At 59.1% G+C, this 12,555-nt stretch carries 14 protein-coding genes; 7 read left to right on the top strand and 7 right to left on the bottom strand.

Annotated features, from left to right (window positions below; all coding sequences use genetic code 11):
- Positions 1-7 precede the first annotated feature (7 nt).
- Complete coding sequence (lolD, locus tag HKK53_RS10305; protein ID WP_169370743.1) at positions 8-691, top strand: lipoprotein-releasing ABC transporter ATP-binding protein LolD; 684 nt, start codon at positions 8-10, stop codon at positions 689-691.
- Between the two features lie 66 nt (positions 692-757).
- Entirely contained in the window at positions 758-2,002 is a 1,245-nt protein-coding gene (locus tag HKK53_RS10300; protein ID WP_169370742.1) for a lipoprotein-releasing ABC transporter permease subunit, read from the top strand.
- 124 nt (positions 2,003-2,126) lie between these two features.
- On the opposite strand, the gene HKK53_RS10295 is transcribed toward HKK53_RS10300, so the two are convergent.
- Both HKK53_RS10295 and HKK53_RS10290 read right to left on the bottom strand, forming a co-directional pair.
- Positions 2,127-3,467 (bottom strand): heavy metal sensor histidine kinase, encoded by a 1,341-nt coding sequence (locus HKK53_RS10295; protein ID WP_169370741.1) that lies wholly within the window; start codon positions 3,465-3,467, stop codon positions 2,127-2,129.
- Positions 3,467-4,147: a heavy metal response regulator transcription factor gene (locus HKK53_RS10290; RefSeq protein WP_169370740.1), complete on the bottom strand. Its 681-nt coding sequence runs from the start codon at positions 4,145-4,147 to the stop codon at positions 3,467-3,469. Before HKK53_RS10290 ends, HKK53_RS10295 begins: the two co-directional genes overlap by 1 nt.
- A 155-nt stretch (positions 4,148-4,302) precedes the next feature.
- Between HKK53_RS10290 and copI the strand changes: the two genes are divergently transcribed.
- Complete coding sequence (copI, locus tag HKK53_RS10285; protein ID WP_169370739.1) at positions 4,303-4,824, top strand: copper-resistant cuproprotein CopI; 522 nt, start codon at positions 4,303-4,305, stop codon at positions 4,822-4,824.
- Between the two features lie 61 nt (positions 4,825-4,885).
- Entirely contained in the window at positions 4,886-5,716 is an 831-nt protein-coding gene (queF, locus tag HKK53_RS10280) for an NADPH-dependent 7-cyano-7-deazaguanine reductase QueF (protein ID WP_169370738.1), read from the top strand.
- A gap of 65 nt (positions 5,717-5,781) precedes the next feature.
- Here queF and HKK53_RS10275 read toward each other — a convergent pair whose 3' ends face one another.
- Both HKK53_RS10275 and HKK53_RS10270 read right to left on the bottom strand, forming a co-directional pair.
- Positions 5,782-6,045, bottom strand: a complete 264-nt coding sequence (locus HKK53_RS10275) for a DUF4404 family protein (protein WP_169370737.1) — start codon at positions 6,043-6,045, stop codon at positions 5,782-5,784.
- A 109-nt stretch (positions 6,046-6,154) separates the two neighbouring features.
- A complete protein-coding gene (locus HKK53_RS10270) occupies positions 6,155-6,775 on the bottom strand; it encodes an HAD family phosphatase (RefSeq protein ID WP_169370736.1) in 621 nt (206 codons plus the stop codon).
- A 199-nt stretch (positions 6,776-6,974) separates the two neighbouring features.
- Between HKK53_RS10270 and HKK53_RS10265 the strand changes: the two genes are divergently transcribed.
- Positions 6,975-7,664, top strand: a complete 690-nt coding sequence (locus tag HKK53_RS10265) for an MlaA family lipoprotein (RefSeq protein ID WP_169370735.1) — start codon at positions 6,975-6,977, stop codon at positions 7,662-7,664.
- A 62-nt stretch (positions 7,665-7,726) separates the two neighbouring features.
- On the opposite strand, the gene HKK53_RS10260 is transcribed toward HKK53_RS10265, so the two are convergent.
- Positions 7,727-8,026 (bottom strand): PilZ domain-containing protein, encoded by a 300-nt coding sequence (locus HKK53_RS10260; protein ID WP_169370734.1) that lies wholly within the window; start codon positions 8,024-8,026, stop codon positions 7,727-7,729.
- A gap of 276 nt (positions 8,027-8,302) precedes the next feature.
- Between HKK53_RS10260 and rssB the strand changes: the two genes are divergently transcribed.
- Both rssB and rssC read left to right on the top strand, forming a co-directional pair.
- Positions 8,303-9,484, top strand: coding sequence for a two-component system response regulator RssB (gene rssB / locus HKK53_RS10255; protein ID WP_169370733.1), 1,182 nt, complete (start codon positions 8,303-8,305; stop codon positions 9,482-9,484).
- The gene (rssC, locus tag HKK53_RS10250) at positions 9,484-9,966 is read left to right on the top strand and encodes an anti-sigma factor antagonist RssC (RefSeq protein ID WP_123403442.1); all 483 of its coding nucleotides are present in this window, start codon (positions 9,484-9,486) and stop codon (positions 9,964-9,966) included. Before rssB ends, rssC begins: the two co-directional genes overlap by 1 nt.
- 237 nt (positions 9,967-10,203) lie before the next feature.
- Here rssC and tal read toward each other — a convergent pair whose 3' ends face one another.
- Both tal and HKK53_RS10240 read right to left on the bottom strand, forming a co-directional pair.
- Complete coding sequence (gene tal, locus HKK53_RS10245; protein ID WP_169370732.1) at positions 10,204-11,130, bottom strand: transaldolase; 927 nt, start codon at positions 11,128-11,130, stop codon at positions 10,204-10,206.
- Between the two features lie 186 nt (positions 11,131-11,316).
- A complete protein-coding gene (locus HKK53_RS10240; RefSeq protein ID WP_169370731.1) occupies positions 11,317-12,270 on the bottom strand; it encodes a glycosyl hydrolase family 5 in 954 nt (317 codons plus the stop codon).
- Between the last annotated feature and the right edge of the window lie 285 nt (positions 12,271-12,555).

Below are 12,555 nucleotides of genomic sequence, written 5' to 3'. Positions count from 1 at the left end.
GTCGGGCATGAGTGAAAAAGCAATCTTGAGCTGCCGCAACTTGGGCAAATCCTACGAGGAAGGCCCGGAGTCGGTAGAGGTTTTGGCCGGTCTGCAACTGGAACTGCATCCAGGTGAGCGCGTGGCGATTGTCGGCACTTCGGGTTCGGGCAAAAGTACTTTGCTCAACCTGCTGGGCGGTCTCGATACGCCGACCAAGGGCAGCGTCTGGCTCGACGGTGAAGAGCTTTCGGCCCTGAGCGAAAAAAACCGTGGGCTGCTGCGTAACCGTTCCCTCGGGTTCGTGTACCAGTTCCACCACTTGCTGCCAGAATTTACCGCACTCGAAAACGTGTGCATGCCGCTGCTGATCGGCAAGACCGCGATCCCGGAAGCACGCCGGCGTGCCACCGCGTTGCTGGAGCGGGTAGGGCTGGGGCATCGTCTGCAGCACAAACCGTCGGAACTGTCCGGTGGCGAACGTCAGCGTGTGGCCATCGCCCGAGCCTTGGTGAACAACCCGGGGCTGGTGATGCTCGACGAGCCGACCGGCAACCTCGACTCCCACACAGCGCAAGGCATTCAGGATTTGATGCTGGAACTCAGCACCTCGATGCGCACGGCGTTCCTGGTGGTGACTCACGACATGAACCTGGCTCGCCAGATGGATCGCGTCCTGCATTTGCAGGAAGGTTGCCTGACGCCCATCTGATTGACCGAAACCCGGCGCGGCTGAAAAGTCCGTCGGGTCTTTTATTTTTATACGGTGCCCAAGCGAATGTTCAGACCGTTATCGATCTTTATCGGCGCGCGCTACACCCGCGCCAAGCGCCGCAATCGCTTTGTTTCCTTCATCTCGATGACCTCGATGATCGGCCTCGCCCTGGGCGTGCTGGCGATGATCGTGGTGCTCTCGGTGATGAACGGCTTCCAGCGCGAAATGAGCTCGCGCATCCTCGGCATGGTGCCCCACGCGACCATCGTCGGCGTGAACCCGATCGACGATTGGCAGCCAGTGGCCGCCGCGGCGATGAAAAATCCCGAGGTGACGGCCGCCGTGCCGTTCACCGAGATGGAAGGCATGCTCTCCTATAAAGGCGCGATGCAGCCGATCCAGGTCAGCGGCATTGATCCTGCGCAGGAAGGCAAGGTCTCCATCGTCGCCCAGCACATCGTGCAAGGTCGCCTTGATGCCCTGAAGCCTGGTGAGTTCGGCGTGGTGGTCGGTGAAATCACCGCGCGCCGCTTCCGCTTGAACGTCGGCGACAAACTCACCTTGATCGTGCCGGAAGTCAGCACCGCTCCCGGCGGCATCACCCCGCGCATGCAGCGACTGAACGTGGTTGGCGTGTTCAAGGTCGGCGCCGAACTCGATGGTTCGATGGCGCTGATCCACATGGCCGACGCCGCGCAAATGCAGCATTGGCAGCCGAACCAGGTGCAGAGCGTGCGCCTGGCGGTGAAGGATCTGTACGCGGCGCCGAAGGTGTCGAACGACATCGCCAACAGCCTCGGCACGGCTTACAAGGCTGACGACTGGACCCACACCCAGGGCAGTCTGTTCAGCGCGATGAAAATGGAAAAAACCATGATCGGCCTGCTGTTGCTGATGATCGTCGCGGTGGCGGCGTTCAACATCATCGCGACGTTGATCATGGTGGTGAACGACAAGGGCGCGGACATTGCGATCCTGCGCACCATCGGCGCCACGCCACGGCAGATCATGGCGATCTTCATGGTCCAGGGCACGGTGATCGGCATTGTCGGCACCTTGATCGGCGGCGTGCTGGGGGTGATTGCGGCGTTGAACGTCAGTGAGCTGGTGGGTTGGCTGGAACGCGTCAGCGGGCAGCACATCTTCAGTTCGGATGTGTATTTCGTCAGCAACTTGCCTTCGGAATTGCAGGGCGGGGATGTGTTGTTGATCTGCTCGGCGGGGTTCATCTTGAGCTTCCTGGCGACGGTTTACCCGGCCTGGCGTGCGGCGAAGATCGAGCCTGCTCACGCGTTGCGGTATTCGTAAGCCACCCACGATCGTTCCCACGCTCTGCGTGGGAATGCCTCACCGGACGCTCCGCGTTCGGTTTTGGATGTGACGCGGAGCGTCACGGGCTGCATTCCCACGCAGAGCGTGGGAACGATCAGGCTCAAGGCAACTCGATCACAAACCGTGTCCATCCGTTATCCGATTCGCAACGAATCTGTCCGCCATGGGCGCGAATGATCGACTGGGTAATCGCCAAACCCAACCCCGCATGCTCACTACTCCCTTCCTGACGCGCCGGATCAGCTCGATAGAAGCGGTCAAACAAACGCGGCAGCAGCGCCTCATCAACCCCGTCCCCACTGTTCTCAACCGTCAGGCTCAAACCTTTGGGCTGCTCGACTATTCGCACCCGAACTTCGCCGTTAGCCGGGGTAAACCGCAGCGCATTGTCCAGCAGATTGGAAAGCGCCCGGCGCAACATGCTGCGATCGCCCGCCATCCGCGCCATGCCGTCACGGCTCAGTTTGACCTGCGCGTCCTCGGCCAGCGGCGCGAAGAACTCCAGCAATAGGTCCACTTCTTCCGCCAGTTCCAACGGTTCACGCTTGGGCATTAGCAAGCCGTGGTCGGCCTTGGCCAGGTACAACATGTCGTTGACCAGTTGCGCCATCCATTGCAGCTCTTCGAGGTTGCTGTGCAGCGCTTCGCGGTAGTCCTCGATGGGGCGCGGGCGGGTGAGGGTGACCTGAGTGTGGGTCAGCAGGTTCGACAGCGGCGTGCGCAGTTCATGGGCGATGTCAGCGGAGAAAGCGGAGAGCCGTTGAAAAGAGTCGTCGAGGCGTCCGAGCATGGCGTTGAAGTTGTGGGCCATTTCCGCCAGTTCCGGCGGCATGTTCTCTTCCGGCAACCGCGCATTGAGCGAATGCGCCGAAACCCCGCTGGCCACCACGCTCATCCGGCGCAAGGGGCGCAAACCACTGCGTGCCGCCCAGGCCCCGAGCAGGGCAGTGGCCAGGGCCGAGAGGCCAACGGTCAGCCAGATCAGGTGCTGCATGCGTTGCAGGAAGTGTTGGTGATGGGTGATGTCCAGCAGCAACGTCAGTTGCGGTGAATCAGGTTTATCGAGGAACAGCGGGGCGTTGAGGACGCGATAGTCGGTGCCGTCATCGTTCACGGTCGACAAGCCCGGTTTTTGCGGGAGCTTCGTGGGCAGGTGCGTCGAACTGTCATACCAACGCTGGCCATCGCTGCCGGTAATGCGCAGCGACAAATCAGCCTGCCGACTCAACTCGTCTTGCAGTTTTACTTCACTTTCACTGGACTGAATATCGTGCAACGCCCGACGCAAGCCGATCAACTTGCCGTCCAGCAATTGCTGGTCGAGTTCAATAAAGTGCGCTTCGCTGGCGCGGCTGAACAATACCCCGGCAAACAACGACACCACCGCCGTGCAAGCGGCGAATAGCAGGGCCAGGCGATTACTTAATGAAAGCCGGCGCATCAGGCGTCGCGCTCTTCAAGCACATAACCCATGCCGCGCACGGTGTGGATCAGCTTGTTGGGGAAGTCGTCGTCGATCTTCAGGCGCAGACGCCGGATTGCCACTTCGATGACATTGGTGTCGCTGTCGAAATTCATGTCCCACACCTGGGAGGCGATCAGCGACTTGGGCAACACTTCAGCTTGCCGGCGCAGGAGCATTTCCAACAGGGCGAACTCCTTGGCGGTGAGGTCGATGCGCTGACCGCTGCGTTCGACCCGGCGCCGGATCAGATCCAGGCGCAAGTCGGCCAGTTGCAGGGTGGTCTCCTGGGGGGTGGCACTACCACGACGCAACAGACTGCGGACACGCGCGAGCAGTTCGGAAAATGCGAAAGGCTTGACCAGATAGTCGTCGGCACCCAGTTCCAGACCGTGAACCCTGTCCTCCACCGCGTCCCGGGCGGTCAGAAAAAGTACAGGTGTGTCGAGGCCGGCACCGCGCACCGCTTGCAGAATCTGCCAGCCATCGCGGCCGGGCAGCATCACGTCGAGGATCAGCAGGGCATATTCACCGGTCAGCGCCAATTGCTGGCCGGTGCTGCCGTCGGCCACCAGTTCGGTATTGAAACCGGCCTCGGTCAGGCCTTGGCGCAGGTAATGGCCGGTTTTGGCCTGGTCTTCGACGATCAGCAGTTTCATTGATAACTCTGTTTAAGTGGAACGAACGCTTTATACCGTGGGTGGCTGCGGTGCAGGCCAACCTGACAAAGTTGTAATCTGCCTGTCAGGTTGCGGGCAGGCGTGTCAGTTTAGAGTTTTCCACAGGCTGAACCTTATCTTGTTGGAGTACGACTATGTTTTTGCGCAATCCCCTGGTGCTGGCCGCGTGTTTGCTGACGTTGAGTGCGCCGGCGTGGGCATCGCCTGCGCAGACCTACGACTTCGGGCAACCGGCACCGGCGGCCAAGGCCAGCCGCAGCGTGGAAGTGGTGATGGGCGATATGTCGTTCGATCCGAAGACCATCGATATCAAGGCCGGTGAGACGATTCGCTTTGTGCTGGTGAATAAAGGCCAGTTGCTGCATGAATTCAACCTCGGTGACGCAGCGATGCATGCTGCGCACCAGCAGGAAATGTTGAAGATGCAGCAAAGTGGCATGCTGACGCCTACGGCCATGAAGGACATGGACCACGGCGCGATGGCCGGCATGGATCACGAAATGAAGCACGACGATCCGAATAGCGTACTGGTGCCGCCGGGGAAAACCGCCGAGCTGACCTGGACTTTCACCAAGGCCACCAGCCTGGAATTTGCCTGCAACATCCCAGGTCACTATCAGGCGGGCATGGTCGGCAAATTGACAGTCAGTCAGTAAGCACTCAATGGCAGGCGCAAAGGCTGGTAGAATCCGCTGATTCTTCAGTCAGGTTTCCGCCATGCATCCCGCAGCCGAACATTCGCCGCTGGGCAAATCCAGCGAATACATCGCCACCTACACGCCGTCCTTGCTGTTCCCGATCCCACGCACCGCGAAATGGGCTGAACTGGGTCTGACGGCGGACACCCTGCCGTATAAAGGCGTGGACTTCTGGAACTGCTTCGAGCTGTCGTGGCTGTTGCCGTCCGGCAAGCCGGTGGTGGCGATCGGTGAATTCAGCATTCCGGCGGATTCGCCGAACATCATCGAATCCAAGTCGTTCAAGCTGTACCTCAACTCCCTGAACCAGACGCCGTTCGCCGACACTGCGAGCCTTGAAGCGACGCTGGTCAAAGACCTGTCGGCGGCTGCCGGTAAACCGGTTGGCGTGCGCATTCGCAGCCTGCGCGACGTTGAAGCCGAAGGCGTCGTCGCGTTGCCGGGCGTGTGTATCGATGACCTGGACATCAGCGTCAGCAACTACGAGCACCCGCGTCCGGAACTGCTGCGTTGCGATGACTCGCGCATTGTTGAAGAGGCCGTGCACAGCCATTTGCTCAAATCCAATTGCCCGGTCACCAGTCAGCCGGACTGGGGCAGCGTCGCGGTGGAGTACCGTGGTTCTGCGCTGGATCATGCGAGTTTGCTGGAGTACCTCGTCAGCTTCCGCCAGCACTCGGACTTTCATGAGCAGTGCGTGGAGCGGATCTTTCTCGATTTGCAGCGGTTGTTGAAACCGGAGAAACTGACGGTGTATGCACGGTATGTGCGTCGTGGTGGGTTGGATATCAATCCGTATCGCAGTACTGAAGATGTGCAGTTGCCGAACCATCGTCTGGTCCGCCAATAGATCTTCTGCTTCAAACACGAAAAAGCCCTGCTATCACTAGCAGGGCTTTTTTGCATCTGACGGCTTCAGATCCCGATATTGCCCAGTGTTTGCACGATGTTGCGCAACGTACCGGCAATGGCGGGGTGATCGAGTTCGAAGCGTTCGACGGCCAGGTTTACGCCGTCGGCGAGGTTGGAATCCTGGGTCTTGGTTTCGAGTTCAAGCTCAAGTTCGATCTGTTCCATCAGCGCGTGCAGATCGGCGCGCTCGGCTTCGGAAAGCGGCGGATTCTGTTCCAATTGCTCGCGCAGAGTATTGAGCTGTTCTTGCAGTTCGCGGGCAGGCATGGCGTTCTTCCTTTTATCGATAGGCACTGGCATAGACCGCAGCGGCACGCCAAAGGTCTATGGCTGACCTTTAGATTAATCCACTCTCGGGCAACCTGCATGATCTCGATCAGGGCTTTTCGCCCTTGAGTCGGCGCAGGCTGATGTCGGCCAGGCAGGTGTCGAGCTCCCCGAGGTGATCGATCACCGAATGCACCCCCAGGCCAAACAGCTGCACCGTCGCCTTGCCTCGCAGGTGTTCACGGTCCTTCTGGCTCAAGGCTTGCCATTCGCTCGGCGCCAGCCCGCACAGCGAACCGCAGGACGCCAGGCCAATGGTCCACAACCCGGCATTCAGCCCGGCCTGCAACAATCGCGGCTCGCCGCTGACCAGCACGCAGCCATCCAGACGCTCGACATTTAACGCCATCAAGGCTTGCCAGCAGGCGTTCGGTGCCGGCCATGGATTGATTGTTGCTGGATGTTGCGAGGATTTGATCCATGCCGGCAGGCCAGCGGCCAAGGTGTGGCTGAGGGCTGGGGGGAGTTCATCGAGCCAGGCGCAGGGAATCTGTTGGCGCTGCAAGCTGCGCAGGCTGTCGAGGGCGCCGGGGGTGGCTTCAGCGTGTGCGGCAGTGGGCGGGCCAGGTTGACCCGTGCGGGCACCGAAATCTACCAGGCAACCACTGAGGCCGAATAATACGGCGGTCAGGTTTGGCGCGGCGACAGGCAAGGCTTCGGCAGGCGGCATATCAACGTCCCTGAAATAGCGCCAAGGCTAGGGGAGGACGGTGACAGTTGAGTGACATTGATGTGAATCACCCACAGTCATTTCGCCTCATCGGCAGGGCGACTGTTAGGGTGCTGCCTAAATCGGCCTTTCCGTCTTATACTAGCCGACTTAACGCTTGGGCCGCGCGCCCGCGCCAGTACAATCCAAGGAGTTTTCTATGCGCTGGAGCAATCAACTCGCTCAGCTATGTATGTGTGCCAGCGTGTTGCTGGTTCCGTTTGTTGCCCAGGCAGCTTCGGAAGATGATCCTTGGGAAAGCGTCAACCGCCCGATTTATCAGTTCAATGATTTTGTCGATACCTACGCGCTGAAGCCTATTGCCCAGGGCTATGAGTTCGTGACGCCGCAGTTCCTGGAAGACGGCATTCACAACATGTTCCGCAACGTCGGGGATGTCACCAACCTGGCCAACAACGTCTTGCAGGCCAAACCGGCTGCCGCGGGCGTTGATACTGCTCGGCTCATTTTCAACACCACCTTCGGTTTGCTGGGCTTCTTCGATGTCGGGACCAAAATGGGCCTGCAACGCAGCGACGAAGACTTCGGCCAGACCCTGGGCTACTGGGGCGTCGGCAGCGGTCCATACGTGATGCTGCCATTGCTCGGCCCAAGCACCTTGCGTGATGCGCCTTCCAAGTTCGTCGACGGCTACACCGGCCCGTACCGCTACATCAACGACGTGCCAGTGCGTAACTCGATCTTCGGCCTGAACATCGTCGATACTCGCGCCAGCCTGCTGTCGGCCGAGAAGCTGATCAATGGCGACAAGTACATTTTCATCCGCAATGCGTACCTGCAAAACCGCGAATTCAAGGTCAAGGACGGTCAAGTCGAAGACGATTTCTGATTTGGCGCGGTAAAACGAAGAAGGCGGCCATTGGGCCGCCTTCTTTCGTTGTGGGTTCGTGGTTATTTCATTTTCAAGATTGTAAGCCCGAGTTTCTGGTTTTCGCCGTCCTGCTCCTTCACCCACACCACTTCAGTATCGGCCTCCAACCCTTTGAGGGCCGCATGATCGGAATCGATGCGCACGCTGAGCCGGTCCCCGACCTTGAACAAACGCGGTGCCTCCACCTGCATGCCACTGCTGGAAAGGTCGATGCAGACGGCTGGCACCTCATCGCCCTCGTGAATCAGCGACACATCGGCATCGACTCGCATGCGGATGAAATCGCGCTTTTCGCTGTAGTCCCGATCGGTTTGACTCATGGGCTCGATCCTTCCATTGGGTTACGGTTTTGCCTGTTCTTATAACTCCCGGTGATTTGAGAAGTAAAGACGTCAAGCGACCATCGGCGTGAGCTTGAAACGCCCCGCGGATGGGAGTACCGTCTGCGCCTTAGAAGGGCACCTCTGGTGGACCTGTGTGTAGGGCAAACGCTCGAAAACAGTGCAGCAGAGAGGCTAGAAAGCGAATCCAGTAGTGTGAGCCGGGATAAAACCCCTGCCTGCTACGCCAACCTAATTCTGGCGCCGTTTGCCCACATGCCAAAAACCAGTGCCACGCTGCTGATAATCGATGATGACGAAGTAGTGCGCGCGAGCCTCGCCGCCTATTTGGACGACAGTGGTTTCAGTGTCCTGCAGGCCAGCAATGGCCAACAGGGTCTTCAGGTATTCGAGCAAGACAAGCCCGACTTGGTCATCTGCGATCTGCGCATGCCGCAGATGGGCGGACTCGAACTCATTCGCCAGGTCACCGAGCGGTCGCCGCAAACCCCGGTGATCGTGGTGTCGGGCGCCGGCGTGATGAACGATGCGGTCGAGGCCCTGCGCCTGGGCGCGGCGGACTACCTGATCAAGCCTCTCGAAGATCTGGCCGTGCTCGAGCACTCCGTGCGCCGGGCCCTGGATCGTGCGCGCCTGCTGCTGGAAAACCAGCGCTACCGCGACAAGCTCGAAAAGGCCAACCGCGAACTCGAAGCCAGCCTGAACCTGCTCCAGGAAGACCAGAACGCCGGTCGCCAGGTGCAGATGAACATGCTGCCGGTCAGCCCCTGGACCATCGACGAGTTCCAGTTTGCACACCAGATCATCCCGTCGCTGTACCTGTCGGGTGATTTCGTCGACTACTTTCGGGTCGACGAGCGTCGGGTAGCCTTCTACCTGGCGGACGTTTCCGGGCATGGCGCCTCTTCAGCCTTCGTCACCGTGCTGCTGAAGTTCATGACCACGCGCTTGCTGTTCGAGTCCAAGCGCAATGGCACATTGCCGGAATTCAAGCCTTCAGAGGTACTTGGTCATATCAACCGGGGCCTGATCAGTTGTAAGCTGGGTAAACACGTCACAATGGTCGGTGGTGTCATCGACGAGGAGACAGGTTTGTTGACCTATAGCATCGGCGGTCATCTGCCGTTGCCTGTGTTGTACACGCCAGACAGTGTTCGTTATCTGGAAGGGCGTGGTCTGCCGGTGGGCCTCTTCAATGAAGCCACCTACGAAGACCACGTGATGGAGTTGCCACCGACGTTCAGCCTGACGCTGATGTCCGACGGCATTCTGGACCTTTTGCCAGAACCGACACTCAAAGAGAAAGAAGCGGCGTTGCCCCAACGGGTCAAGGCTGCGGGCGGCACCCTGGATGGGCTGCGGCAGGTTTTTGGATTGGCCACGCTAGGGGAGATGCCGGATGATATCGCCCTGTTGGTGTTGAGCAGGAATCTTTAATGAGTACCGGTAGAATCCAATTCGCCGAGCAGGATGGCACCTTCGTCCTCAAGTTCGTCGGTGAAGTTCGCCTGACCCTGTGTTCGGCGTTGGATGCGACTATTGAGCGGATCTTCACGGCGTTGAACTTCAACGCGATCGTGATCGACCTGACCGAAACCCGCAGCATCGACAGCACCACGTTGGGCCTGCTGGCCAAACTGTCGATCCTGTCGCGGCAGAAGGTCGGCCTGCTGCCGACCGTCGTCACCACCCACGAAGACATCACCCGTCTGCTGCAGTCCATGGGCTTCGAGCAAGTGTTCAACATCGTTGACCGCCCGATCCCATGCCCTGAATGCCTGACCGACCTGCCAGACCAGGATCAGTCGGAAGAAATCGTGCGAATCAAAGTCCTTGAAGCCCACAAGATCCTCATGGGCCTGAACGACTCCAATCGTGAAGCGTTTCATGATCTGGTGAATGCGCTCGAGCGCCATTGAGCCCAGGCCATCCGCTGGCCTGTGGCGAGGGAGCTTGCTCCCGCTGGGCTGCGAAGCGGCCCTAAAACCATTTACCTCGTTATGTCAGTCAGACCCCAGTCAGGCCGATTACGACTGCTGCGCAGCCGAGCGGGAGCAAGCTCCCTCGCCACAGGTCCTCATCGCCGCATAACCAGCCAAACACAAAAAAGGGCGAACCCACTGGGTTCGCCCTTTTTGCATTGCGCAGAAACTAGATCACAGCTTGGCTTGCAGCAACGCCTCAAGCTTTTCCTGGTCGCGAGCAAACTGACGGATACCTTCAGCCAGTTTCTCGGTCGCCATCGCATCTTCGTTGGACAACCAACGGAACTGCGCTTCGTTCAAGTTCAAACGCGCTTCCCCGGCATGCCCAGGCGCCAGTTTGCGCTCCAGCTTGCCGTTGTCCGCCGCCAGTTTCTCCAGCAGGTCCGGGCTGATGGTCAGGCGGTCGCAACCGGCCAACTGCTCGATCTGATTCAGGTTACGGAAGCTCGCGCCCATCACTACGGTTTTGTAGTCATTGGCCTTGTAGTAGTTGTAGATGCGCGTGACTGATTGCACACCCGGATCATCCGCGCCGGTGTAGTCGTTGCCGTTGGCCTTCTTGTACCAGTCGTAGATGCGGCCCACGAACGGCGAAATCAGGAATACGCCAGCGTCGGCGCAAGCCGCGGCCTGGGCGAAGGAGAACAGCAGGGTCAGGTTGGTCTGGATGCCTTCCTTTTCCAGGATCTCGGCGGCGCGGATGCCTTCCCAGGTGGAGGCGATCTTGATCAGTACGCGGTCACGGCCAATGCCGGCCTTGTCGTACAGCTCGATCAGACGGTGCGCGCGCTTCAATACGGCGTCAGTGTCGAACGACAGGCGCGCATCCACTTCGGTGGAAATGCGGCCAGGGACCACTTTGAGGATTTCTTGCCCTACCGCAACGCCAAAACGGTCGCTGGCCAGGCCCACATCGCCCTTGCAGTCGTGAACGCAGGCGTTCAGCAACTCGGCGTAACCGGGAATGGCGGCGGCTTTGAGCAGCAGGGAAGGGTTGGTGGTAGCGTCAACGGGTTTAACGCGAGCGATGGCTTCGAAGTCGCCGGTGTCGGCAACGACGGTAGTGATTTGTTTGAGTTGTTCCAGCTTGGAAGTCATGGGCGTGCTCTGTCCTATGGGTCTGATGACATTACCCGAGCGCTGACAGCCACTCAAGGGCGGGTGTGCGTATCGATGGCCCCAGCGGCAACATCCGCGAAACGGGTGTTTGAATGGCGGGGCGCGGTTTCGGTAAATACGATGCCGAAACCGGGCACAGGTTCAAAGCAACTGACCGTTGACGGCCTACTTCGCATTGAGCAGCGTCCTGACGGCCGTTTCGACCGGCTTCGGCCGACCATCTGCCGTCAACAGGCCGAAATTCTTCTCCCGATCATTTCCTCCCGAATCACTGTTCTTCCATTCATAAACGGAGGTCAGCGGGATGTTGAGTTTTTTCACATCGGAGATAAACGTGCTGACTTTACTGGCCTGTCCAGCGTCCCCGCCGTTGGAGCTGAGCGCCGACACGCCCCACTCGCTGATTACCCCCGGCAAATGGAAATTCTGCTGAATGAACGCCTGGGCCGCGCTGATCTGCGCACTGGACAAACCATAGGGGTGATAGGAAATCGCACTCAGGCATTTAGGGTATTCACTCACAATTCGGTTCAGCGCCACCGTGGACGCGGAGCCCGCGCTCGGCGCTTTCGCGAAACCGAAGCCGACTAGCGGCGTGGTGGGCGCTGTTGGCCCCAGGGAACGGCACATGGCGCTCATGAACGGCACGAAGGTCGTCTCGAAGTGACCGGTAGGCCAGTACTTTTCCAGGTCCGGCTCGTTCCAGATTTCAATGGCCACCAACTGCGTGCGGTAGGTCTGTTCCAGTTCGAGCACCGACTTGGCGAGGGATTCTCCCGCCGCCACCAGCTCACTGGCGTCGCCCGTGGTGGTCAGCGCCTCGGTTGCACGAATGGTCAGCAGTACCGGCAACCCGGCGGACCTGGCGGCCGCGAACGCGTCGCTGACCTGTTTTTGATAAGCCGCGTTATCGAGGTTGTCCGTCCAGGCGCCAAAACGCACGAAGGCGAACCCCGCGGATTTGATCTGCCCGGCGTCGGCGGCGGTGAAATTCTGGATCTTGACCTGCACACCGAATGTCTTGTCAGCGCCGAGGACGGGGAACAGTTCATTGGCGTGAACCTGACTGGCACTGCTGAACATCAGCAGCGTTGAAGCGGCAAGGCGTTTGAAATGCATGGCGAATGCCCTCTCGTCGAGCTGGAAATAACATTGATTATTAGTTTTTCGAGGCTATTAGTTCGATGGCAATGAGGCTGCGAAGTGCGTGACTGTTATGTTTTGTCGGATAGCCAATGTTAGAAAACGTTCGTTATTTTTGGTCCGGTTATTCTGGTTGGGTGGTTTTTAGATGGCGTGGTACTTAATACGCTTGTATTGCAAGGCTGATCCGTTTCTGAGTGCGGAGTGAACCCGTGGGTTCATTCAAATTCCCACTGCGCATTGGTTGATTGGACATTACAC

The organism is Pseudomonas sp. ADAK7 (assembly GCF_012935675.1).
In the GTDB taxonomy this organism is placed as follows: Bacteria; Pseudomonadota; Gammaproteobacteria; order Pseudomonadales; family Pseudomonadaceae; genus Aquipseudomonas.
This window is presented reverse-complemented; position numbering and strand designations above follow the sequence as displayed.